Raw genomic sequence first — 24319 nt, forward strand, 5'->3', positions numbered from 1 at the left:
CCCCGGCAGCGCCGTGGCCGCCCGCCCCGCCATTGCCGGCGACCGACTGGGTGAAGACGCCGTCGGAGAATTTCTCCCGGGTCAGGATCGTGCCGGTATTGGTGACGTTGATCGTGCCCCCGTCGCCGCCATTGCCGCCGATCCCGCCGATACCCGTACCGCCCGTGCCGCCATTGCCGCCGGATGTCTGGACGAGCACGGCCGTGACGTTGATCTCGCTCGTCGTGATGCTGCCGCTGTTGGTGAGCGTGGCAAGGCCGCCATTGCCGCCATTGCCGCCTCTGGCCCCGACATGCACGTGCCCCAACACGCCGCGTTCCGAGACCCCTCCGGTATTGCCGTCTCCGCCGATGCTGCGCACCCGGACACCGACATAGGCGCCGTTGCCGATCGTGATCGTGCCGCTGTTGTTGATCGTCGCCGCCCCGCCATGGCCGCCGGCACCGCCCTGCCCGCCGGCAAGTCCCGTGAACGCGCCGAGAACCAGGTCATCCGTGGTGCCACCGCCCAGGCCGCCGGCCCGTCCCGTGCTGGTTGCCTCCAGCGCGGAGCTTTCGTCGCCGCCCACCGTCAGGGTTCCCGCATGGGTCAGCGTCACCGTGCCGCCCGCCCCGCCGGTGCCGCCGGCCCCGCCGCTGACCACCTGGGACCTGGTCGAGACGCCGCCGTTCCCGGCCAGTCCGCCAACCGCCAGGACGGCGTGTCCGGTAATGTTGGTGGTCAGCGAGCCGTCGACGAGGAGATTGACCGTCCCCCCGCTTCCGCCCGCGCCGCCCGGCGCGCCGATGATCGCGACACCGATGTTGAGTTCGTCGCCGTTGCCGCCCTGGCCGCCATTCGAGACGACACTGGTCGGAAGCACCGTGCTGCCCGGCGAAGTGCCCACGCTGCACGCCACCGTCCCCCCGCTTCCGCCGGCTTGGGGCAGCACCGTCCCGTGACCATCGGCGCCCGCGCCGCCGTTCCTGACGATATGCAGTGTGCTTCCCGCGCCCGATGCCTCGCAGGCGGGAAGTGTTGCGCCGTCCGCAAGGGCAGCGCCTGAAATCATGATCGCGATGAGGGAAGTTCCAAGCCGCAGCCGGTCGTGCACATGCCTGTGTCGCGCGGCCTTGGCCATCGTCAATTCCTTTGAAGAATACCGATATCCCTTGATTAGTCTTTGATTCTCGCCCTCTTGTCCATGAATCAGGCGGATTTCCGCGGGCGCGCGGGTCCGGCACGCGACGCCCTGCGGCCCCGTTGGCAATGCAAACCGTTCCTGATTGAAAAACGACTGCCGAACGGCCTATCCGACCTTGCGGATGCTCGGCGCGGCATCGAGAACCAGCGGATCGAAGCCCGCCCCGCCCTGCTCGATCATGGAGAACAGCTGGGCGCGCATTCTGGGCGCCCAGAACTTGCTGATATGATCCGCAACGCCGTCGATCGCTTCCTGGCGTGGCCGCGTGCGGAAGAAACCGGCGATCTGGTTGGCCATGTAGGTGAGTTTCTCAGGCGACATTTGCGTCTTTCCGCGAGTGAATTCGTTCGGGTCTCGAGAAGATTTCGAAGCCGTCCGTCCGGCCAAGACCGACAAGGCATATGCCGGCCCCCTCGGCCGTCTCGACGGCGGCGGCGGTCGGCGCCGACGCGGCGACCAGCACGCCGCAACCGGCCATCGCGGTCTTCTGGACGAGATCGACCGACGCCCGGCTGGTGATCAGCATGATCCCGGAGGCGGGCGCGATGCCCTTGCGGACGAGCCCGCCGACGAGCTTGTCGAGCGCATTGTGCCGGCCGACATCCTCGCGCACCGCCAGCATGCCCTGTCCCGGCAGCCAGAAGCCGGCCGCATGCGCCGACCTTGTGGCATCATGAAGCGGTTGATGCGCGGAAATCGCCGCCATGGCCTCGCGGATCTCACCCGCCGCCACCGGCGCCAGCCGGACCGTGACCGGCGGCGGCGGCCGCATGGCCTCCTCCAGGCTGTCGATGCCGCACAACCCGCAGCCGACGGGACCGGCCATCGACCGCCGGCGCTCGTTCAGCCGCCGGCCGGCCTTCTCGGCAAGCCAGATCCTCAGGTCGATCCCGCGCACCGCCCGCACGGCCTCGACCGAGACGATCTCCTCGCGCGTGGCAAAGCCCTCGGTGATCGAGAAGCCGGTGGCGAAATCGTCCAGATCGGCGGGCGTTGCCATCATCACCGCCTGGGTCGACCCGTTGTAGCTGAGCGCGACGGCCATCTCTTCGGCCAGCTCGCGCGTCGAGGTGGCGAAGCGGCCGTCGCGGCAGACGACACCACTGACGGGGCGATGCGTCGCCATGGCTACTCGGCCGCCTCGATGCGCCGCGACAGCGTGGAGAATTCCTCGTATTTCTCCTGCCAGTCGGTCGGGCCGTTCGAGGGCATGACCTGCACCGCGGTCACCTTGTATTCCGGACAGTTCGTCGCCCAGTCGGAATAGTCGGTGGTGATGACATTGGCCTGTGTCGTCGGGTGGTGGAAGGTCGTGTAGACGACGCCCGGCGACACCTTGTCGGTGATCTTCGTCCGCAATGCTGTCTCGCCGGACCGGCTGGCGAGCTTGATCCAGTCGCCGTCCTTGACGCCGCGCACCTCCGCGTCATGCGGATGGATCTCCAGCAGGTCCTCCGCGTGCCACACCACATTGCCGGTGCGCCGGGTCTGTGCCCCGACATTGTATTGCGACAGGATCCGGCCGGTGGTCAGCAGCAGCGGGAAGCGCGGCCCGGTCTTCTCGTCCGTCGCGATATAGTCGGTGCGGATGAACCGCCCCTTGCCGCGCACGAACTCGTCCACATGCATCACCGGCGAGCCGTCCGGGGTCTTGTCGTTGCAGGGCCACTGAACCGAGCCTTTCTCCTCCAGCAGCGCGTAGGAGACATTGGCGAAGCTCGGCGTCGTCGCCGCGATCTCGTCCATGATCTGCGAGGGATGGGTGTAGCTCCAGTTGCCGCCCATCGCGTTGGCGAGCATCTGGGTCACCTCCCAGTCGGCATAGCCGTTCCTCGGCGCCATCACCTTGCGGACCCGGTTGATCCGGCGTTCCGCGTTGGTGAAGGTCCCGTCCTTTTCCAGGAAGGTCGAGCCGGGCAGGAACACATGTGCGTAATTGGCCGTCTCGTTGAGGAAGAGGTCATGCACGATGACGCAGTCCATCGCCGCAAGGCCCGCCGACACGTGCTTGGTGTCCGGGTCGGATTGCAGGATGTCTTCGCCCTGGCAGTAGAGACCCTTGAAGGTGCCGTCGACCGCCGCGTCGAGCATGTTAGGGATCCGGAGCCCCGGTTCGTCGGAGATCGAAACGCCCCACATGCTCTCGAAGATGTCGCGCACCTCCTGCCCGTTGACATGGCGATACCCCGGCAACTCGTGCGGGAACGAGCCCATGTCGCAGGAGCCCTGCACGTTGTTCTGGCCGCGCAAGGGGTTCACGCCGACGCCCGGCCGGCCGATATTGCCGGTCAGCATGGCAAGGTTGGCAATGCCGATGACGGTGGTCGAGCCCTGGCTGTGCTCGGTCACGCCAAGGCCGTAATAGATCGCGCCGTTGCCGCCCCTGGCATAGAGCCGCGCGGCCTCGCGCAGGTCCTGCGCGGGAACGCCGGTCAGGCTTTCCACCGCTTCCGGGCTGTGCTTTTCGTCCGAGACGAATTCCGCGTAGTCGGCGAACGCGTCCTGGTCGCAACGTTCGCGAATGAAGGCCTCGTCGAACAGCCCTTCCGTGACGATCACATGGGCAAGGGCCGTCACCACGGCGACATTGGTGCCCGGCCGCAAGGCCAGATGATGGGCCGCCTCCACATGCGGGGTCTTGACCAGGTCGATGCGGCGCGGATCGACGACGATCAGCTTCGCCCCCTGGCGCAAGCGCTTCTTCAGCCTCGAGGCGAAGACCGGATGCCCGTCGGTCGGGTTGGCGCCGATCACCACCACCACGTCGGTCTGTTCGACACTGTCGAAATCCTGCGTGCCGGCGGAGGTGCCAAAGGTCTGTCCGAGGCCGTAGCCGGTGGGCGAATGGCAGACCCGGGCGCAGGTGTCGGTGTTGTTGTTGCCGAACACCGCGCGGGTCAGCTTCTGCACCAGGTAAGTTTCCTCGTTGGTGCAACGCGAGGAGGTGATGACGCCGATGGCGTCCTTGCCCAGCTCATACTGGATGGCGCGTAGCCGCGTCGCCGCGAAGGACAGCGCCTCCTCCCAGGAGACCTCCCGCCAGGGATCGGTGATCTTCTCGCGGATCATCGGGTTGAGGATGCGGTCCTTGTGCGAGGCATAGCCATAGGCGAAGCGCCCCTTGACGCAGGAATGGCCGCGATTGGCCTTGCCGTCCTTGTAGGGCACCATCCGCACCAGCTCGTCGCCGCGCAGCTCCGCCTTGAACGAGCAGCCGACGCCGCAATAGGCGCAGGTCGTCACCACCGACCGGTCGGGCGTGCCGATCTCGATCACCGACTTTTCCTGCAGGGTCGCCGTCGGGCAGGCCTGCACGCAGGCGCCGCAGGAGACGCATTCGGAAGCGAGGAAATCCTCGTGCATGCCGGCCGAGACCCGGCTGTCGAAGCCGCGCCCCTCGATGGTCAGCGCGAACGTGCCCTGCACTTCCTCGCAGGCCCTGACGCAGCGCGAGCAGACGATGCATTTCGCCGGGTCATAGGTGAAATAGGGGTTGCTTTCGTCCTTCGCCATCCATTGCGGATTGGCCTCGCCCGAGGTGTTCTTCGCCCTGAAATGCGTGTCGACGGCCTCGTAGCGCACGTCGCGCAGGCCGACCGCGCCGGCCATGTCCTGCAATTCGCAATCGCCATTGGCCGCACAGGTCAGGCAGTCGAGCGGATGGTCGGAGATATAGAGCTCCATCACCCCGCGCCGGAGGTCCTTCAGCCGGCCCGTCTGGGTGCGCACCACCATGCCCGGCTCCACCGGCGTGGTGCAGGAGGCGGGCGTCCCGCGCCGGCCCTCGATCTCGACGAGGCAAAGCCGGCAGGAGCCGAAGGCATCGACCATGTCGGTGGCGCAGAGCTTCGGGATCTTGATGCCCGCCTCCACCGACGCGCGCATCACCGACGTGCCTTGCGGAACGGTGACGTCGAAACCGTCGACCGTCAGGGTGACCATGGTCTCGGACGTTGCCGCCGGTGTGCCGAAATCGGTTTCCTTGATCAGGGTCATGGGTCTACTCCGCCGCTTCGGCCAGGGGCCGGGGGGTGAAATCCTGCGGGAAATGCGTCAATGCGCTGACCACGGGATAGGGCGTGAAGCCGCCCAGCGCGCACAGCGATCCCGCCTTCATCGTCTCGCACAGGTCCTTCAGCAGAACGATCTGCTCGTCCGGCCGGTCTCCCCTGGCGATCCGGTCGACCGTCTCGACCCCGCGCACCGCGCCGATCCGGCAGGGCGTGCACTTGCCGCAGCTCTCGATGGCGCAAAACTCCATGGCGAACCGGGCTTGGCTCAGCATGTCGACGGTGTCGTCGAAGACGACGAGGCCGGCATGGCCGATCAGGCCGTCCTGCGCCGCGTAGTCCTCGTAGCCGAAGGGCGTGTCGAACAGCTCGCGCGGGAAGTAGGCGCCGAGCGGGCCGCCGACCTGCACCGCCTTCACCGGCCGGCCGCTTGCCGTGCCGCCGGCGATCTCGTCGACGATCTCGGCAAGGCTGAGGCCGAAGGCAACCTCGAACAACCCGCCCCGCGCCACGTTTCCGGCGATCTGCAGCGGGATTGTACCACGCGAGCGGCCCATGCCGAAGTCGCGATAGAACGCGGCGCCGCGTTCCAGGATGACCGGCACGCTCGCCAGCGAGATGACGTTGTTGACCACGGTTGGCCGGCCGAGGAACCCCTCCAGCGCCGGCAGCGGCGGCTTCGCCCGCACCACGCCGCGCTTGCCCTCCAGGCTGTTCAAGAGCGAGGTCTCCTCGCCGCAGACATAAGCGCCCGCGCCGACACGGATCTCCATGTCGAAGGCGTGGGCGGAGCCGAGCACCGAGCCCCCGAGCATCCGCTCCTGCCGGGCGATCCTTACCGCCTCGCTCATCACCTCGATGGCGTCGGGATACTCGGAGCGCAGGTAGACGTAGCCCTTGGTCGCCCCGACCGCGAGCCCGGCGATCGCCATCCCCTCGATCAGCGTGAAGGGATCGCCCTCCATCAGCATCCGGTCGGCGAAGGTGCCGCTGTCGCCCTCGTCCGCATTGCAGACGATGTATTTCTGCGGGGCATCCGCGCCCGCGACGGTCTTCCACTTGATGCCCGTCGGGAAGCCCGCCCCGCCACGGCCGCGCAGGCCGGACTCGGTCACTTCCTCGACGATCTCCGCGCCCGTCATGCCGATCGCCCGGCGCAGGCCCGCAAGCCCGCCATGCGCCTCGTAGTCGGCAAGCGACAGCGGATCGACGACGCCGCAGCGGGCGAAGGTCAGCCGCGTCTGCCGCTTCATCCAGTCCAGTTCGTCCGTCGGGCCGAGGGCCTTGGGATGATTCTCGGACGCCTCGAACAGGCCCGCGACATCCGCCACATCCATCGGGCCGAACGCAAGCCGGCCGGCGGCCCCGTCGATCTCCACCAGCGGCTCCAGCCAGACCATGCCCCGGCTGCCGTTGCGCACGATTTCCACATCGACGCCGCGCTGCCGCGCCTGCGCCTCGATCTCGGCCGCGACCGCATCGGCGCCAAGCGCCCTGGCCGCCGCATCCCGGGGAACGAAGATCCTCATGCGCCCACCTCTGCCAGCAGGGCGACGGCACGCGCCTCGTCCACCCGCCCGACAAGGCGCTCGTCCACCATCGCCGCCGGAGCGCAGGCGCACAGCCCGAGGCAGAAGACCGGTTCAAGCGTCACATTGCCGTCCGCCGTCGTCTCGTGCCAGTCGACGCCGAGCCTTTCGCGCATCCGCTCGGCAACGGCATCGCCTCCCATGGACTGACAGGCCTCGGCACGGCAGACCTTCACCACATGCCGGCCAGCGGGTTTCTCGCGGAAGTCATGGTAGAACGACATCACGCCATGCACCTCCGCTCGGCTCAGGTTGAGACCTTCGGCGATCACCGGCAGCGCACCGGCCGGGACGAAGCCGAATTCTTGCTGCACCGCATGCAGGATGGGCAGGAGAGGCCCTTCGAGTTGGGCAAGTTCTTCGACAACGGCGCTCGTCCGCTCCGCGATCTCTTGCGATGACAACTGCAAAACCATTTATTCCTCCCTCGCCGTGCCGGCATGACGGAACCTCTGCAATACAGGGCGAAACATCAACAGCGCTGTTCCGTTGAGCGATTGCACATTTCTATAGATGAGCAACGGACTCCAATTTTTTACTTGCCGAAACCTGCCGCGCCAGACGCAGCAGCGCCGCGATCAGCGGTGCATGCGGCTCGCGCCGGGTTGTCACCAGACCGACCATCGTGCCGACATCGGGTTCGGTGACCGGGATGATCCGCAGCGTTTCGCTTGCAAACGTCTCCGCAAGGCTCTGCGGCACGATCGTCGCCCAGCGCCCGCTGCGCACATGTGCCATCAGGGCCACGATCGAATCCGACTCCAGTGTCGGCGTCACGTCGGCATTCATCTCGGCGAGCATGCTGTCGACGATGCGGCGGTTTTGCATGCCCCGTGTCAGCAGGCAGAGCGGCACACGGCCGACCTCGCGCCAGGTGACCCGTTTTCGCTCGCTCAGTGGCGCGCCGCGCGTTGTCACCAGACAATGGCTTTCCCGGTAAAGCGGGACCTGGACGACCCGGCCGACGGGTTCGTTTCCAAGATACGTGACGCCGGCATCTATCTCGAGATTCTCCAGCAGCGACAGGATGTCTGCGGAAGACCGTGACAGGATGGAATAGCGCACTCCCGGATTCTGCTCGGCGAACGGCATCGTCAGTTTCGGGACATAGGACAGCGCCGTGGGGATCGCGGCGATGCGCAAGTGACCGCTGAGGCCGTCACGCACCGTCTTGATCTCCTGTTGCATTGTCCGCACGTCGGCGACCAGCCGCCGCGCCCAGTCCAGCACCCGCTGGCCCTCCGGCGTCAGGCCCTGATAGCGCGAGCCGCGCAGCACCAGCAGCACGCCGAGTTGCTCCTCGAGCTGCTTGACGGCCGCCGACAGGGTCGGCTGGGTCACCCCGCACTCCTCCGCCGCCCGGCCGAAATGCCGCTCGCGGGCAAGCGCCATGAACATTTCCAGCTTGTCGATCACGACCGGCCTCCGCACTGCATGGCCGTTTCCGGCCAGACAGGACCCGGGCACGGGGAACGCGCCCGGGTCCAGGTAACCGTGGTGATCAGGCTTTCGCCGGTTCCGCCCCCTCAATGGACTCCATGTGATGTTTATCGGCCACCGGCCGCACCATCGCGTTCGCCACCAGGGCGATCACCAGCAGGGCCGCCATGGCATACATGGTGGTGTTGTAGAGGCTGGGCGTCGGATCGACGGTCCCCGGGGGCGCGATCTCCATCAGTTGCGCCACCGTCACCGTCTTGGCCGCGACAAGCTGGTCGAGCTGGTCGACGCCCGCGCCGAACTTCTCGGCGAAGGTTGCCGGATCGATCTTGGATGCAAGATCCGAGATCGCGTTGGTCAGCGACATGTTGCGCAACTGCGTGATGGCGAGCGGGCCCAGCACGCCGGCGGTGCTCCAGGCGGTCAGCAGGCGTCCGTGGATGCCGCCGACATACTTGGTGCCGAAAATGTCCGCCAGATAGGCCGGGATCGTCGCGAAGCCGCCGCCATACATCGTGAAGATGATCATGGTGGCCGCATAGAACATGACCAGCCATGTCACCGCCGGGTTCACGCTGACCTGCGCCGCCGCGAAGGGAATGGACAGATACAGGATGATGCCCAGGACGAAGAAGCAGTGATAGGTGTTCTTGCGCCCGATATAGTCCGACGTCGACGCCCAGAAGAACCGGCCGACCATGTTGAAGACCGAGATCATGAACACATAGGTCGCCGCGAAGGCGGAGTTCACGATCATCGGCAGGGTCGTTCCGAAAATCTCCGACATCATGGTCTTGGCGACACCGATCACGCCGATGCCCGCCGTCACGTTGAAGCACAGCACGATCCACAACAGGTAGAATTGCGGCGTCTTCAGCGCCTGGTCGATATGGACGTTGTTCTGGGTGATCATCTTGCGCGAGGCGGCATCGGCGCTCGGCGGCGTCCAGCCGGCCGGGAGCCAGCCTTCACGCGGCACCCGGTAGGAGAAGGCGGCGATGATCATCACGAAGAAATAGACGATGCCGAGCGTGAAGAACGTGCCCGCCGCTCCGGTGTTTCCCGTGCCCACCACATAGATGCCTTCCTGCAGCGGGACCGGAGCGGCCGCCACCTGCTTCGCCCCGGCGATCACCACCTCGACCAGTTGGCCGTTCACCTCGGCCATCCGCTTGCCGCCCTCGGTGACAAGCTCGACGGCTCCTTGCGGGCCCAGATAGTCGGGCGCCTTGTAGAACAGGCCGAGCAGGTATTCCTTGATCGGCGTCGCGATCATGGCGCCGCCGCCAAAGCCCATGATGGCCATGCCCGTCGCCATGCCGCGCCGATCCGGGAACCAGCGGATCAGCGTCGACACGGGCGAGACATAGCCAAGGCCGAGGCCGCATCCGCCAAGCACGCCATAGCCGAGATAGAGAAGCCACAGCTGGTGCGTCATGATGCCGACGCCGCCGATGATGAAGCCGCCGCCCCAGCACATCGCGGCGACCACGCCCACCATGCGCGGCCCGACCTCTTCCAGCCACTTGCCGGCAAAGGCCGCGGCCAGACCGAGAAACACGATGGATACGGAGAAGATCCAGACCACGGACGACAGGCTCCAGTCGCCGGGCGCCGCGGCAACCACGCCGAACTGCTTGATCAGCGGCGGATTGAAGATGCTCCATGCATAGACGGAGCCGATGCACAGATGGATGGCGATCGACGCCGGCGGAACCTTCCAGCGGTTGAACCCGTCCTCTGCGACGATGTGTTGTTTCTTCAGCCTGTCAAACATGCACCAATTCTCCTCCCATGCACGAATATCCGGGCATTCGGCGAAGACGGTCTGGCCGGTGCCGGCAATCGACATCCTCTCCCGGCCGGACCTTTCGGACCGGATGCCCGCTGCCGGTTGCATCGTCCCGCCAGAGGCCTCCCGCCCCTGGCCGGGAGCGGCAGCCCCCGAATGAAAGCGGGAGCTGCGTCCAGGCAGCGCCATGACATGAGCAAGTTCGAAGCCAACTCGAGGAAATAAGTGTTATCAATGACTTGATAGAAAACGGCTATTCAGGAAGGTCAATTTGTCCGGCCCCCCGGGCGAAACGCTGCATGGCATGGACATTTTGTCCGCCATCGGCAGCTTGACCTTCGCCTCTCAGGCCTCCAGTGGCGAGATCTCCGGCGGGGAGGTCTCCGGTGGGGAGGTCTCCGGCAGCCAGATCGTGAAGATGGTGCCTGTTCCCGGTGTGCTGTCGACACGGATGTCCCCGCCCTGCCGGCTGACCAGCGTCTGCGTGATCGACAGGCCGAGGCCCGTGCCCTGCCGGCTCTTGGTCGTGTAGAATGGGTCGAAGACCCGCTCCAGCACCTGCGCGCTCATGCCAACGCCCGTGTCGGCGACCTCGACGGTCACACCTTCGGTGCCGTCCCGGGTCGTGTCGCGCGTCTTCAGCGACAGGACGCCGCCTTTCGGCATCGCGTGCACCGCATTGACGATCAGGTTGATCAGCACCTGCTGCAGCTCCGTCCGGTTCATCAGCACCGTGCGGCGGGCCAGCGGCTCGCGCCGGACCTCGATCTCGGTCTTGCGCAGCAGATGGCGCACCAGCGGCAGGCAGTCGGAAATGACCTCGTCGGGTGCGTGGCGGTCGGCATAACCGGCATACTCGTCCGGCTTGGCGAATTGCAGCAGCTTCATCACGATCTGGTTGATCCTGTGCACCTGCTCGTCGATCAGCCGGATCTCCGTGCCCGCGACCTCGGCCCGTTCTCCAAGAAGCATCCGGAGCACTTCCAGGTTCCCTTGAATGACGGCGATCGGATTGTTGATCTCGTGGGCGACGCCTGCGGTGATCTCGCCGATGGCCGCCAGCTTCTCCGACATGATCAGCTGCTTGGTGGTTTCCTCGAGCTGCCTGTTGGCCTGCATCAGGTCGCGCGTTCGCTCCTCGACACGGTCGTTCAACTCCTCGTTCCAGGATCGCAACTGCCGGTCGCTCTCCTGAACCAGGTCGAGCAGGTGGTCGAGATGCTGCGCCACGCGGGCGATTTCGTCGCTCTCGCCATTGGAGCGGGTGCGGGCGCCAAGGTCGCCGCGTTCCACCCGCGCGATCGTGTCCGTCATCCGCTCCAGCGGCTTGAAGACGCCCCGCGCCCAGCGCAGGAACATCGGCACGCTGCCGGCGGTGACGACCACGAAGCCGAACAGGACGGCAATGAGCGTCGCCAGCTTTTCTTCCTGGAACGGCGTTTCCAGAAAGCCGACATAGAGCATGCCGACCCGCTCGCCGCGGCTGTCGACGATCGGCTCGTAGGCGGAGATGTACCAGTCGTTGACCACGAAGGCGCTGTCGAGCCAGACCTGCCCCTGCCCCAGGACCCGCTCGCGCACCGCCGCCGAAACCCGCGTGCCGAGCGCCCGGCGATCCTCGAAGAGACGCACATTGGTGCTGACGCGCACATCCTCCAGGAAGAGCGTCGCCGTTCCCTGGCTGCCCTCCGGAAGGCTCGCCTCGCGGTAGACCAGGTCATTGATCGTGTCGATGAACACCAGGTTCTGGTTGAGCAATATCCCCCCGACAAGGGCGGCCGAGGAACTGCCGGGCATCATCACCGGGCTTGCCGAATGCACGATCATGCCCCTTGTCTCGGTGGTGCGCGCGCTCGGCACCGCGTTCGGCGTCGGAATAAGGTCAAGGCTCGCGCGCGCCGCCAGGTCCGGCGAGATGCCGGCAAGGTCCTCGCCCTCGAAAATGTCGACGCTGGTCGCCGGTTCCCCGTTCATCGCCTTGGCGATCACCGGCCAGTCGCGGCCGGGCGGCGGCCGGGCGCCGGCGGGCGAGGCAGCCCGCACCGCGCCCTGTCCGCTTACGAGATAGAGGAAGTCGAGGCCCAGCGCCTCCCGGCGGCGCTCCAGCAGGGCGGCCAGTTCGCCGCTGTCCCGGCTTGCCAGGATATCGCGAAACTCCGCCGACTGGCCGAGCGCGTCGATCCGCTCGCCGGAATTCTCCAGGATCCGCGTGAAATACTGATGGGCGATGGTCAGGTCGCCATTGACCTTGGATTTCAGCAGGGAATCGAATTTCGAGTTCCAGCGCACCATCGCCCAGCCGAGGAACAATGGCAGCACGACCAGCGTCGGCAGCAGCGCGATGGCGAGCAGCCGGACCCGGACGGAGAGACGGCTGCGGTGGGCCGACGCCCCCTTGGCCTCAGCCATTCCAGTCCGCGAGCTTGCGGTCGATGGTCTTGCGCGAGACGCCCAGGCGCCGCGCCGCCTCCGCCCGGTTGCCCTCGCTCGCCGCCAGCACGGACAGGATATGGCGCCGTTCGACCTCTTCCAGCGTCTCCGGTTCCAGCCTGTCGCGACCGGCCAATGCCGACCCGCCCTTGCCCGATATCTCCTCCGGGAAGCGGCCGAGAATGAGCGAGCGCTCGATCATGTTGCGCAGCTCCCGCACGTTCCCCGGCCACTCGTAGGCGAGCAGCCCGGCGACGGTCTCCGCGCCCATCGGCGCCGGCGGCATGCCCAGTTGCACGGCCAACTTGCTCATGAACAGCTCGGCCAGTTCGCGAATGTCGTCGCCGCGTGCGCGCAGCGGCGGCATCTCGAGCTGCAGGACATTGATGCGATAATAAAGGTCCGCCCGGAACCGCCCGGCATCCACCTGGCTCTCGAGATCCGCATTGGTGGCGAAGACGAACCTGAGGTCGACCGGCACCTCGCGCTCCGAGCCGATCGGGCGGACCCGGCGGTCCTCGATCGCCCGCAGCAGCTTGCCCTGCAGCGGCAGCGGCAGGTCGCCGATCTCATCTAGAAACAGCGTGCCCCCTTGCGCATGCATGAAGAGCCCCTCCCGGTTCGACCCGGCGCCGGTGAAGGCCCCCTTCAGGTGCCCGAACAGCTCCGCCTCGATCACGTCGGCCGGGATCGCCGCGCAGTTGACCGGCACGAAGGGCTTGTCGCTCCTGTCGGACAGCTCGTGGATCGAGCGGGCCGCGACTTCCTTGCCGGTGCCGGATTCGCCGGTGATCAGCACCGAGGTCGGCAGCGGCGCGACCCGGGCGATCGTCTCGCGGATCAGGCCGATCTGGGGGGAATGGCCGATCAGCTTGTCGCGCAGCAGCAGGTGGTCTGACGTTGCCTGCAGCTGGTGACGCAGCACCTGGTTCTCCCGCGACAGCGTCACCCGGTCGAGACAGCGGGCAACCGCGTTGAGGAGCTGGTTTGAGCGGAACGGCTTCAGCACGAAATCGACGGCTCCGGCCCGCAGCGCCTGGATCGCGGTCTCCAGGTCCGCATAGGCCGTCATCAGGATCGCACGGGCGAAGAAGCCGATCTCCCTTTGCTCGGCCAGCCACTCCACGCCGGACTTTCCCGGCATGATATTGTCGAGGATGACGACGTCGAAGTGATGCGCATCCAGCTTGGCCGAGGCCATGGCGGTGTCTTCCGCCTCCTCGACCTGCTTGCAATAGGGCGCGAGCGTCCTGACCAGAAAGTTCCGCATGCCCGGCTCGTCGTCCACAATCAGGATCGAGGCCTGCGACAGCCACGGCCCGAATTCCGCGTCGGCAGACGCCTGCGCTGCGCGTTTGGACGCCACCGTCCCCATGAGCTCCCCCCGGCTTTTGCTGTCGTTTTATGTCTATTTGTCCCCAGGGATAGCACAGCCCGACGCCCGACATAACGCCCCGGAGCGAATTCCGCCCGTCCTTATGCCTCTTGCGTGGTGTTTTGTTATACTATAACAATCATGCCGCTTCGCAGCCAGCCGCCCGGCCCCGGCCGGACCCCGTTGCAACCGGTGGATCTTCCGATGCCCTCTCGCCTTTATGTTGACGCCCGCCCGGCCGGCAACTATCCCTTGTCATCACGTGCTGGTGGCCCGGATTTCAGGTCTGGGCTGAAAAGGGAACGCGGTTCAAACCCGCGGCTGCCCCCGCAACTGTGAGCGGCGAGCGACCGGTCGATGGCCACTGGAGAGATCCGGGAAGGCGACCACGTCGTGACGACCCGCGAGCCAGGAGACCTGCCTGCACGTTTGTTCTCGGTCCGGGCGGGGTGCACCGGAGCGCTTGGTGCGCCCGTTCCAGCCGATCGTGCGTGCTTCGCGTGTCTGCGCTCTCCCTTCCGGCCCTGCCGATGCACCGGATGCGTGGATGAGCGAATGACGATTGCGACAAGGTTTCCCGTTGAGGCCGACAGGACGAATTTCTCCGTCAAGGACGAGATTCGCGACTACTGGACAACCCGCTCCGAGACCTTCGATCTCTCCTTCGGGCACAAGATCCGCACCGATGCGGAGCTGCTCGCCTGGGCGTCCCTGTTTCGCCGTCACGGGCGGATCGCCGACGGCGCGAAGGTGCTGGAGCTCGCCTCCGGCACCGGCGAGATCACCCGCGTGCTGGCGCGTCTCGGCTGCGACATCGACGCCATTGATCTTTGCGAGGCGATGATCGAGCGGGCCCGGCGCAAGCACCCCGAAACCCGCGTGCGTTTTCATCTCGGCGATGCCGAGAACACCATGATGGCCGACAACGCCTATGACGCCGTTGTCTGCCGGCACCTGGTGTGGACGCTGGTCGACCCCGCCGCCGCCTTCGCCGACTGGTGGCGCGTGCTGAAGCCCGGCGGCCGGCTCGTCATCGCCGATGGAGACTGGGTCTCGACCACGGCCCTCTCCCGTCTTCTCATGACCCTGTCGCGGAAGCTCGACCCCCTTCGGGGCAACCGCCCCCTGTGGGACCAGGCGGCGCACGAGCGGATCATGGCGCAGGTTCACTTCCGTGAGGGCCTTAAGGCCCGCGAGCTTCACCTGATGCTGGCCGATGCGGGCTTCACCGACATCCAGGCCGACACGCTCTCGCAGGTGCGCCGCCGCCAGTGGCAAGCCGCGAACTGGAGCGAGCGCCTGCGCCTTGCCGCAACCTATGGCGGCCGCACCTTCCTGCTGTCCGCCACCAAACCCGCAGCCTGAAGCCCGCTGCCTGCCCCCCCAGAACCGGATGCCTTCCCGCATGACACACCCCTCTCTCGCGGAGCCCGCGCCCGCCAGCGACAACCCCGCCGCCGGCATCGCACTCCGGCTGGCCGCAACGGGCCTCTTCGCCAGCATGTCGCTGTGTGTCCGCCTCGCCTCCTTCGAGGCGCCGGTCGGGCAGATCGTGTTCTGGCGCAGCGCCGTCGCGCTGGTGCCGATCGTCATCTACCTGGTGATCATCGGCCGGTTTCCGGCAGCCCTTGCGACCCGCAATCCGCTCGGGCATCTGCGCCGCAGCGCCTTCGGCTGCGCCGCCATGTTCTTCTCCTTCCTGTGCCTCGCCTATCTGCCGCTGGCGCTCGCCACCGCCCTCGGCTTCCTGGCTCCGCTGGTCGCCATTCCCTTCGCCATGTTCTTCCTGAAGGAGCGACCGGACCCGCTGGTGATCGGCGCCGCCGGCCTCGGGTTCGCCGGCATCGGGCTGATGCTGGCACCCGCCTTCAACGGGCCGGAGCCCGACCTCTCGACGCTTCTGGGCGTCGCCGCCGGGCTTGCCTGCGCCATCACCACCGCCTCGGCGAAGGTCGAGATCAAGCGGCTGACGGCGAGCGAACCGGCGGGCACCATCGCCTTCTACTTCGCGCTGGTCTGTGCCCTTGCCGGCCTTGCCACGGCGCCCTTCGGCTGGAGCGATGCCCACGGAACAACGCTCCTGTGGCTCGTCGGCGCGGGCCTGTGCGGCGGCCTTGCCCACATCGCCATGACGGAGGCCGTCGCCCGCGCTCCCGTCTCCACCCTCGCCCCGTTCGAATACACCGCGATGATCTGGGCAATGGGCTTCGATCTTGCCGTCTTCGCCCTTGTTCCCGCCCCCCTCAGCCTTGTCGGCGCGGTGGTCGTGGTCGCGGCCGCGGCCCTCGTCGCCTTCGCTCCCAGGTTGAGATTTTTCCGCAATTCCGCAGCGCAAAGGATGACACCATGAGCCTTGCACATCTCTCCCGCCGACATCTTCTGGCCGGCTCGGCGCTTCTGGCGGGCGCAGCCGCCCTGCCCTCGCGCCTTGCCACGGCGGCGGCCGGCGGCCCGCAGCTCCGCATCGCCCAGCCCTGGGAGATCCGCTCCACCAATCTTGCCAATTCCGGTTATTCCTTCACCAGGCCCGGCATCGTCGAAACCCTCATGGCGGTGGACGAGCAGGGACGCCTGGAAGCCGCGCTGGCGGAAAGCTGGTCGGTCAACGAGGACGCGACGCGCTGGCGGCTCGGCATCCGCGGCGATCTCGTCTTTCACGACGGCACGCCGTGCACCGCGCGCGAGGTCGCAGAGAGCCTCGAGCGCCTGATCGGGGAAACGCTCTATCTCCAGCGTGCCGGCATCGCCGCGATCGATGTCGAGGGCAATGATCTCGTCTTCTCGCTGGACGAACCGTTCGGCCCGTTCCTGTCCTATCTCGTCGACAATTCCGCCGCCATCGTCGCGCACTCGTCCTTCTCCGCCTCCGGCGCGATCGAGCGGCCCGTCGGCACCGGCCCTTTCCGTCTTGACGAGCTGGAACTTCCCCATGCCATGCGGCTGGTGCGTCACGATGCCTGGCGCGGCGGCATGGGCACGGTGGAGACGGTGCAATACGACGCCGTCCCCAATGGCGAAACGCGCGGCAACATCGCCATCGCCGGCGACAGCGATCTGGTCTTCAACATCCCCGCCCCGAGCATTCGCCGTGTCGAGGCAACCGGCCTGATGACGATCGACCGGCCGGTCGTCCCGCGCGTTCACACCCTGATGCTGAACTGCGCCAAGCCGCAATTTTCCGACAAGCGTTGCCGCCAGGCCATCAACATGGCCCTCGACCGGCAGGCGATCGCCACCGGCATCATGCGCAACCCGGCGCTCGCCGCCACCCAGTACATGCCGCCGGTCCTCGCCAACTGGCATTTCGATGACATCGCCCCGCACGCGAAGGACGTTGCGGCCGCCAACGCGCTGCTTGACGAAGCCGGCTGGGAACGCGGCGCGGACGGCATCCGAATGAAGGACGGCGTCCGCTTCTCCGGCGAAATCCTGACCTTCGCCAACCGGCCCGAGCTTCCGGTCATCGCCACGGCCATGCAGGCGCAGTTCCGCGAGATCGGCTACGACCTGGCCATCGGCGTCGGCGAATGGACGGCAATCTTCGAGGCGCAGCGCGACGGCAGCCTTGACATGGGTCTGACCTCCCGCAACCTGGCGATCGTCCCGGATCCGATCGGGACGGTCGCCGCCGATTTCGCCAGCGACACGATCCCGCCGGGTGCGGCCGGAACCACGGGCTGGAAGAACGAGGAACTGCGCACCCTTGTCGCGCGCTACCTGCGGGAAGCCGACGCGGAACGCCAGGCCGAGCTGCGCCGAGGCATCATCGGCATCATTCACGAGGAGGTGCCCCTGATCCCGGTCGTCTGGTACGACCAGATCATCGCCATCAACAAGCGCCTGTCCGGCTTTCGCGGTGATCCGTTCGAGCTGCGTTTCAACCTGCAAGACGTGTCCCTGTCGGGATGATGCAGCTCGCCCGGATCATCGGCGCCCGCCTCGCGCAGGCGGTCGCCGTCGCCCTCGTCCTGGCGACGCTGTGCTTTGCCTTCGTTCAGACCCTGCCCGGCGACCTCGCCCTCAGCGTCGCCGCCGCGCGCACGGGCCAGGACCGGCTGACCCCGGAACTGACGGAGCGCATCCGCCGCGAGGAAGGGCTCGACCGACCGCTGCCCGAGCAATATGCGGGCTGGATCGGCCGGCTCGCCAGCGGCGACCTTGGCGTCTCGATGGTCAGCGGCAGGCCGGTGATCGAGGAACTGGCGACCCATGCCCGGCTGACACTTGTGCTCGGACTGACCGGCTGGCTGCTCTCCTATCTGGTCGCCATCCCGCTGGGTCTGGCCGCCGGCAGGCGTCCCGGCGGCTGGCTCGACCGCGTCACCCAGGGACTGGCGGTGCTGCTCGCCTCGACGCCGGCCTTCCTTGTCGGCGTGCTGCTGATCTCGCTGTTCGCGCTCTGGCTTCGCTGGCTGCCCCCGGCCGGCTACCGTTCGACCGCCCACATGGTGCTGCCCGCCCTGACGCTTGCCCTTGGCCTTGCCGCCTATTCCGTGCGGGTCGTGCGCAACGCCGTGGTCGACGTCCACTCCGCCTTCTTCATGACCTATGCGGAGATCCGCGGCCTGCCGCCCGGCACGGCATTCCGGCGCCATGGTTTGCGCAATGCCGCCATCCCGGTCGTCACCTTCATGGCGCTGCAGATGGCCTACATGATTGACGGTTTCGTCGTCGTCGAGACGCTGTTCGGCTTTCCTGGCCTCGGCAACCTGCTGATCCGCTCGCTGCTCGCCCGCGACATTCCGATGATCATGGGCGCCGGCCTGCTGATCGGCCTGGTCTACGCCCTTGCCAACCTTGCGGCGGACCTTGCCTGCTACCGGCTCGACCCGCGCCTGCGACGGATGGGCAGCGCATGAACATTTCCGATCTCGCCCGCCCGCACCGTCGGCACCCGCCATACGGCCTTGTCGCCGGCCTGACGCTTGCCGGCCTCCTTGCCGTATCGAGCCTTGCCCCCTTCTGGCTCCCCCTGCCGGACCCGAACCGGCAGGACCTGATGGCGGTGCTGGCGCCGCCGGGAGCCGGCCATCTGCTCGGCACGGATCACCTTGGCCGCGACATCCTCTCCCGCGTTCTTCACGGCGCCCCGCGCTCGCTCGGCATCGCCCTTGCCTGTGTCGCCTCGACGGCGGTTCTGGGCGTGCTGCTCGGTCTCGCGGCCGGTTCTCCGACACTCTCATCATGCGCCTCGCCGACCTCGTCCTTGCCTTTCCCGGCCTGTTGCTGGCCCTGCTGCTGGCCGGGCTCACCGGCGGCGGCCTGCTGCCCATGGCGATCGGCATCCAGATTGCCCTGTGGCCGCTCTTTGCCCGCATGGCGCGCGCCAACGCGCGCGTCGCCTTGCAGGAAACCCATGTCGAGGCCGCCCGGCTCGCCGGCTTCTCGTCAGGGCACATCCTGCGTCATCACTTGTTGCCGCCCGTGCTGCGCCAGACCGTCTCGCTTGCCGCGCTCGGCGTCGGCTCCGCGATCCTGACGATTTCCTCGCTGGGTTTTCTCGGCCTTGGCCTGGAGCCGCCCACACCTGAATGGGGCGCGATGATCGGCGAACTGCTCCCCTATGCGCCGGAAGCGCCGGTGCAGATCCTGGCGCCCTGCCTTGCCATCGTCGCAAGCGTCTTCGCCTTCACCCTTGTCGGCAAAAGCATCGCCGCGCGTCTCGCAGGAGGACAGGAATGACCACGCACGCCTTCTCGCTCGATCGGCTTGAAGTTCTCGACCGGTCCGGAACGCCGCTTGTGAGCATCGGCCCGCTGGCGTTGCGGCCCGGAGAGATCCTCTGCGTCATCGGCGAGACCGGCTCCGGCAAGAGCCTGCTTGCCCAGGCGGCCATGGGCCTGCTGCCGCAGGAGCTTCACGCACGCGGCACGTTTCGCTTCGCCCACGGCAAGGCAGTCGATGCGCGGGACCGCCAGGCTCTTCGCACACTTTGGGACCGGGAAACCTGCATCGTGCCGCAGGAGCCGGCGGCCGCCCTCGATCCGCTTGCCCGCATCGCCCGGCAACTTGTCGACCCCGATGACGGATCGAAGGCCGCCGACTTGCTCGCCCGGGTCGACCTCCCGGCCGCGACCGGCGGCCTCTATCCTTTCGAGGTCTCCGGCGGCATGGCGCAGCGCGTCCTGATCGCCAACGCCGCCGCCAGTCCGGCCGGGCTCGTGATCGCCGACGAGCCGACCAAGGGCCTCGACACCCATCGCATCGCCCGGGTCACCGGCCTTCTCCGCCAGCTCAACGACGAGGGAAAGACACTTCTCGTCATCACCCATGATCTTGCCGTTGTTCGCGCGCTCGCCGGCCGCGTCGCGATCATGAAGGACGGGGAGATTGTCGAGACGGGCGAGACGGACGAGGTCCTGTCGCGGCCACGGCATCCCTATTCGCGCGCATGGCTCGCCGCCGATCCCCGCAACTGGCCGGCCTGCCCGACCTGCCTTGCCTCCGACGACGTCGTGCTCGCGGCACACGGCCTCAGCGCGGCGCATCACCCCGCCCGCCCCCTTTTCCGCGATCTCGACCTGCATGTGCATCGCGGCGAGGTGCTGGCCGTCACCGGCCCCAGCGGCGTCGGCAAGAGCACGCTCGGCAACGTGTTGCTTGGCTTGTTACCGCCACTGCACGGTGAGGTATCATGGCGCGGTTGCGACATCCTGAGGGATCGCGGCGGATTGCGGCGGCTGCGGCGCCGCTTCCAGAAGCTACACCAGGATCCGGCCACGGTCTTCGCGCCGCATCGCGGCATCGGCGCCCAGCTGCGCGATGTCCTCGCCCTTTCGGCCGCCCGCCCGGACATGGAGGCCCTTCGACCGGTTCTCGAGCGCCTGCATCTCTCCCCGGCCCTGCTTCACCGCCGCATCGGCGAGGTATCGGGCGGCGAGGCGCAGCGGCTGGCGCTGGCCCGCCTGCTGATGCTCGACCCCTGGCTGATCGTCGCCGACGAGCCGACATCCCGGCTCGATCCGATCGTTCAGCGCGAGACGATGATGCTGTTGCGCGACTGCGTCGCCGAACGCGGCTTGTCGCTGGTTCTGGTCAGCCACAACGCCGAGCTGGTCCGGGCGGTCGCCGACACTGTTCTGCACCTGGACGGGGTGACGCCGGGCCGGCAGGAACCGGTCGCGGCCTGCCGGCAGCCGCTGCAACTTGACGCTCCGCTGGAGGCGGTCGGTTAGACAAAAATGCGACAATTTCGATAAATTACGCTGCAATTTGACGCAGTTTTTTGTTCGAAATTGTCGCGTTTGCACAAGTCTGCCGGAACGATTCCGTCGTTTCAGGCACCGCTCCGGCACTCCGGCTGCTGCGCGGGACAGCCCTTGTCCCCGCAGGGTGAACGGGGACAACCGCGATCACGTCCAGCCTGGAACGACCGCCGACATCACGGCGCCAGCGGGGCCGAGAGGATTTCCAGGCATTCCTGGTCGGACCGCCGCTTGCCCTTCTGGCGGGCCTGCGGGTCGGTTTCCGGCAGCGACAGCGACCGGTTGATGATCAGGATATGCTCCTGCAGCAGGGCCCGGGCGGCCTCGAATTCCCGGCGCGCGACGAGGTCGCGCAGTTCGATATGCTCGGCGAAGGAGCGGCTCCAGAAATTGCCCTCGCCGGATTGCAGCCGGGCGCGCAGCGCCTCCAGCGCATTCGCCGTCAGGTCGTAGGCCTTCTCCAGGTAGCGGTTGCCCGCCATCTGCAGGATCGCCCTGTGATAGGCGCTGTCGGCCCTGCTGTAGAGCCACCATTCGCCCACATCAATGGCGTGCTGCATCTGCGAAATCGCGCCGTTCAGCCGATGCACCAGGGCGTCCGGATCCCGCGCCAGGGCCGTATCCAGCGCCTCGCGTTCGAGCATCGCGCGGAAGCGGCTCATCGCCTCCACGTCCTGCCGCGAGGGAGTGACAACATAGGTACCCGCCTGCGGCACGATGGTGACAAGTCCCATGTCGCGCAGGTCCATGAAGGCCGCGCGCACCGGCGCCTTGCTCATGCCCAATGCCCGCGCGATCTGCTCTTCCGACAGCCGTTCGCCGAACTCGAACTTGCCTGAAACGATGGCCTCGCGAAGCCGCTCGCAGGCGTCCTGGGTAAGTGACAAGGCCCTCTCCTTCCCGGTCCGGGTGCGATCCAACGCGGACGACAAGCCTGAAATCACCTGAATTCCGGACTTTTTCAAGCGCGATAAAAACCGTTTGACATTCCATCAAATTCTAGAATTCTAGAATAGATACGTCAATCGCCAATCGCGTCTCCCAATTCCAAGAGGTTTCCATGACCCGCCTTCGCCTGCTCACCCCCGATGCCCAATACCCGGACGATGCCGAAATCGAGAGGGTTACGGCCGGCGAGCTGGTCGACTGGGATATCCACCGGGAGCGCAGCTTCGAGCGCCTGCCGGAGGCGGTGCTGCGCGGTTGCGACGCGATGGTGGTGTGGCACGAGATGCCGGTGACACGGGAGATGATCGCCAGGCTGGAACGCTGCCGGATCATCGTGCGGGCCGGCGTCGGCTTCGACCACATCGATCTCGAGGCGGCGGCCGCCGCCGGCATCCCTGTCTGCAACACACCCGACTACGGCACCAGCGAGGTGGCCGACCACGCCATCGCCCTGATGCTGACCCTGCGCCGCGGTATCGGCTCCTACCACCGCAACCTGATGGCCTCGCCCCAGGAAGGCTTCGACCATGCCCGCGCGCCGCTCCTTGCCAGGCTCAGGGGCAAGACCTTCGGCGTTGTCGGGCTCGGTCGCATCGGCATTGCCGCAGCGCTGAGGGCCAAGGCCTTCGGCATGCGGGTTCTGGCCTACGACCCGCTCGTCTCCCGCGGTACGGAGATCGCCGCCGGCGTCGACCGCTGCGACAGGCTGGAGGAACTGCTCGCCCAGAGCGACGTCGTCAGCCTGCACTGCCCGTTGACGCCGCAGACGCTGAAGATGATCGACGCCGGGCGGCTGGCGCAGATGCGCCCGCACGCGGTGCTGATCAACACGGCGCGCGGCGCCATCATCGACATCGACGCCCTGCTCGACGCCCTGCGCAAGGGCACGATCGCCGGCGCCGGCATCGATGTGCTCCCGGTCGAGCCGCCCTCGCCCGAGGACGCCATCGCCCGGGCCTATGCCAACGGCGCCGACCCGATCGTCGGGGAACGGCTGTTCGTCACCCCGCATGCGGCCTGGTCGAGCCCGGAAAGCGTCGCCGACGCCCGCCGCCTGTCGGTGGAGACGGCCATGCAGTTCCTGCGCGAGGGCAGCCTGCGCAACCTCGTGAATTCACCGAGCGCGGCACCGCTGAGCGGCGTCGCCTGACACGGACAACCGACTTCGCGGGAAGCACCCGCGACACGATCCAAGGACATGGGATCAGCCAAACATGTCCACCCTGGGAGGAAGACCATGAGAAAGACACTGTTCAACGCCGTCGTGGCGGCTTGTCTGATGACCGGCACCAGCGCCGTGGCGCAGGAGTTCCAGTTCACGTTCCAGTCGGTCGATCCGGCGGGCAACCCGAACTTCGCCATCCAGCAGGCCTGGACCGATCGGGTGAAGGAGATGTCCGGCGGCCGTCTTGCCATCGAACTGCTGCCGGTCGGCGCCGTGGTCGAATACAACGAGACCCAGGAAGCGGTCGGCTCCGGCATCCTCGACGGCCATATCACCGACGTCAGCTATTTCTCCGGCAAGGATCCGGCCTTCGGCCTGATCGCCAACCCGACCGGCGCCTGGTCGTCGCCCGACGAGATGTTCCGCTTCATCAACTATGGCGGCGGGCACGAACTGATGAACGAGCTGGAAGGCCCCTATGGCCTGCGCTTCATCGGCGCGACCACGACCGGCCTTGAAGGCTTCGTCTCACGGCGTCCGCTCAACGGCGTCGACGACCTCAAGGGCCTGAAGGTCCGCGCGCCCGAGGGCCTCATCCAGGAAGTCTTCGCCGCGGCCGGCGCCGTGCCGGTCAACCTGCCGTATTCGGAGGTCTACACCGCGCTCGACAAGGGCGTGATCGACGCGGCCGACTCCACGGTCTTTTCGACCAATCACCAGCAGGGCCTGCACAAGGTCGCCGCGCACCCGGTTTATCCCGGCTTCCACTCCATGCCGCTCGTCGAGGTGTCGATGAACCTGGAGAAGTGGAACGCCCTGCCGGCCGACCTGCAGGCGATCCTCACGGTCTCCGTCCGCGACTTCGCGCAGGATTCCGTCGCCACCCTGTCGATGAACGACCTGAAGGCCTATGCGGAAGCCACCGCCGACCCGAACATCACCGTCCATGACTGGTCGGCGGATGAGCGGGCCAGGTTCCGCACGATCGCCATGGACCAGTGGGCCAAGGTCGCCGAGCGCTCGGAGAACGCGCAGAAGGTCTACGACAAGCTGACCAGCTACCTGAAGAGCCAGGGCCTGCTGAACTGATACGGCAGGACCGGGGCGGGGGCGGCATCGCGCCCGCCCGCCTTCTTCTCCGAACGACCGGACCTCCCCGACAGCACCGTGCACCAGACCGGA

General features: G+C 67.1%; 18 protein-coding genes, 1 pseudogene and 1 riboswitch. Of the genes and pseudogenes, 8 read left to right on the forward strand and 11 right to left on the reverse strand.

The features are described from left to right. From RBB46_RS21510 to RBB46_RS21555, 10 genes and pseudogenes are all read right to left on the reverse strand, one after another. A pseudogene (locus RBB46_RS21510) lies at nucleotides 1-1120 on the reverse strand (hypothetical protein); the annotation flags it as partial. Between the two features lie 168 nt (nucleotides 1121-1288). Further along, nucleotides 1289-1504, reverse strand: coding sequence for a formate dehydrogenase subunit delta (locus tag RBB46_RS21515; RefSeq protein ID WP_306031108.1), 216 nt, complete (start codon nucleotides 1502-1504; stop codon nucleotides 1289-1291). Continuing rightward, a complete protein-coding gene (gene fdhD, locus RBB46_RS21520) occupies nucleotides 1494-2309 on the reverse strand; it encodes a formate dehydrogenase accessory sulfurtransferase FdhD (RefSeq protein ID WP_306031109.1) in 816 nt (271 codons plus the stop codon). Before fdhD ends, RBB46_RS21515 begins: the two co-directional genes overlap by 11 nt. A gap of 2 nt (nucleotides 2310-2311) precedes the next feature. Next, the gene (fdhF, locus tag RBB46_RS21525; protein ID WP_306031110.1) at nucleotides 2312-5179 is read right to left on the reverse strand and encodes a formate dehydrogenase subunit alpha; all 2868 of its coding nucleotides are present in this window, start codon (nucleotides 5177-5179) and stop codon (nucleotides 2312-2314) included. Between the two features lie 4 nt (nucleotides 5180-5183). Continuing rightward, nucleotides 5184-6722, reverse strand: a complete 1539-nt coding sequence (locus RBB46_RS21530; RefSeq protein ID WP_306031111.1) for an NADH-ubiquinone oxidoreductase-F iron-sulfur binding region domain-containing protein — start codon at nucleotides 6720-6722, stop codon at nucleotides 5184-5186. Beyond that, complete coding sequence (locus RBB46_RS21535) at nucleotides 6719-7198, reverse strand: formate dehydrogenase subunit gamma (protein WP_306031112.1); 480 nt, start codon at nucleotides 7196-7198, stop codon at nucleotides 6719-6721. Before RBB46_RS21535 ends, RBB46_RS21530 begins: the two co-directional genes overlap by 4 nt. A gap of 91 nt (nucleotides 7199-7289) precedes the next feature. Continuing rightward, nucleotides 7290-8198 carry a LysR family transcriptional regulator gene (locus RBB46_RS21540; RefSeq protein WP_306031113.1) on the reverse strand — a complete coding sequence of 303 codons (909 nt, stop codon included), beginning with the start codon at nucleotides 8196-8198 and terminating at the stop codon, nucleotides 7290-7292. 85 nt (nucleotides 8199-8283) lie between these two features. After that, complete coding sequence (locus RBB46_RS21545; RefSeq protein WP_306031114.1) at nucleotides 8284-9999, reverse strand: OFA family MFS transporter; 1716 nt, start codon at nucleotides 9997-9999, stop codon at nucleotides 8284-8286. Between the two features lie 360 nt (nucleotides 10000-10359). Beyond that, the gene (locus tag RBB46_RS21550; RefSeq protein WP_306031115.1) at nucleotides 10360-12423 is read right to left on the reverse strand and encodes a cache domain-containing protein; all 2064 of its coding nucleotides are present in this window, start codon (nucleotides 12421-12423) and stop codon (nucleotides 10360-10362) included. After that, entirely contained in the window at nucleotides 12416-13810 is a 1395-nt protein-coding gene (locus tag RBB46_RS21555; protein ID WP_306031116.1) for a sigma-54 dependent transcriptional regulator, read from the reverse strand. The genes RBB46_RS21550 and RBB46_RS21555 overlap by 8 nt, the downstream gene beginning before the upstream one ends. A gap of 258 nt (nucleotides 13811-14068) precedes the next feature. Next, nucleotides 14069-14259: riboswitch (cobalamin riboswitch) on the forward strand. A gap of 115 nt (nucleotides 14260-14374) precedes the next feature. Between RBB46_RS21555 and RBB46_RS21560 the strand changes: the two genes are divergently transcribed. The 6 genes from RBB46_RS21560 to RBB46_RS21585 are packed head-to-tail and all read left to right on the forward strand — an operon-like array spanning nucleotide 14375 to nucleotide 20994. Then, on the forward strand, nucleotides 14375-15184 hold the full coding sequence (locus tag RBB46_RS21560) for a class I SAM-dependent methyltransferase (RefSeq protein ID WP_306031117.1): 810 nt from the start codon (nucleotides 14375-14377) through the stop codon (nucleotides 15182-15184). A 40-nt stretch (nucleotides 15185-15224) separates the two neighbouring features. Further along, entirely contained in the window at nucleotides 15225-16169 is a 945-nt protein-coding gene (locus RBB46_RS21565) for a DMT family transporter (RefSeq protein WP_306031118.1), read from the forward strand. Further along, nucleotides 16166-17728, forward strand: coding sequence for an ABC transporter substrate-binding protein (locus RBB46_RS21570; RefSeq protein WP_306031119.1), 1563 nt, complete (start codon nucleotides 16166-16168; stop codon nucleotides 17726-17728). The genes RBB46_RS21565 and RBB46_RS21570 overlap by 4 nt, the downstream gene beginning before the upstream one ends. Further along, a complete protein-coding gene (locus RBB46_RS21575; protein WP_306031120.1) occupies nucleotides 17725-18678 on the forward strand; it encodes an ABC transporter permease in 954 nt (317 codons plus the stop codon). The genes RBB46_RS21570 and RBB46_RS21575 overlap by 4 nt, the downstream gene beginning before the upstream one ends. Further along, nucleotides 18629-19501: an ABC transporter permease gene (locus tag RBB46_RS21580; RefSeq protein ID WP_306031121.1), complete on the forward strand. Its 873-nt coding sequence runs from the start codon at nucleotides 18629-18631 to the stop codon at nucleotides 19499-19501. The genes RBB46_RS21575 and RBB46_RS21580 overlap by 50 nt, the downstream gene beginning before the upstream one ends. Then, complete coding sequence (locus RBB46_RS21585; protein ID WP_306031122.1) at nucleotides 19498-20994, forward strand: ABC transporter ATP-binding protein; 1497 nt, start codon at nucleotides 19498-19500, stop codon at nucleotides 20992-20994. Before RBB46_RS21580 ends, RBB46_RS21585 begins: the two co-directional genes overlap by 4 nt. A gap of 206 nt (nucleotides 20995-21200) precedes the next feature. Here RBB46_RS21585 and RBB46_RS21590 read toward each other — a convergent pair whose 3' ends face one another. Then, nucleotides 21201-21911 (reverse strand): GntR family transcriptional regulator, encoded by a 711-nt coding sequence (locus RBB46_RS21590; RefSeq protein ID WP_306031123.1) that lies wholly within the window; start codon nucleotides 21909-21911, stop codon nucleotides 21201-21203. 173 nt (nucleotides 21912-22084) lie between these two features. Here RBB46_RS21590 and RBB46_RS21595 point away from each other — a divergent pair, with 173 nt between their 5' ends. Both RBB46_RS21595 and RBB46_RS21600 read left to right on the forward strand, forming a co-directional pair. Next, complete coding sequence (locus RBB46_RS21595; RefSeq protein WP_306031124.1) at nucleotides 22085-23122, forward strand: C-terminal binding protein; 1038 nt, start codon at nucleotides 22085-22087, stop codon at nucleotides 23120-23122. Between the two features lie 87 nt (nucleotides 23123-23209). Further along, nucleotides 23210-24226: a TRAP transporter substrate-binding protein gene (locus RBB46_RS21600; RefSeq protein WP_306031125.1), complete on the forward strand. Its 1017-nt coding sequence runs from the start codon at nucleotides 23210-23212 to the stop codon at nucleotides 24224-24226. The last annotated feature ends 93 nt before the right edge of the window (nucleotides 24227-24319 follow it).

This window comes from Stappia sp. MMSF_3263, from assembly GCF_030733745.1.
In the GTDB taxonomy this organism is placed as follows: Bacteria; Pseudomonadota; Alphaproteobacteria; order Rhizobiales; family Stappiaceae; genus Stappia.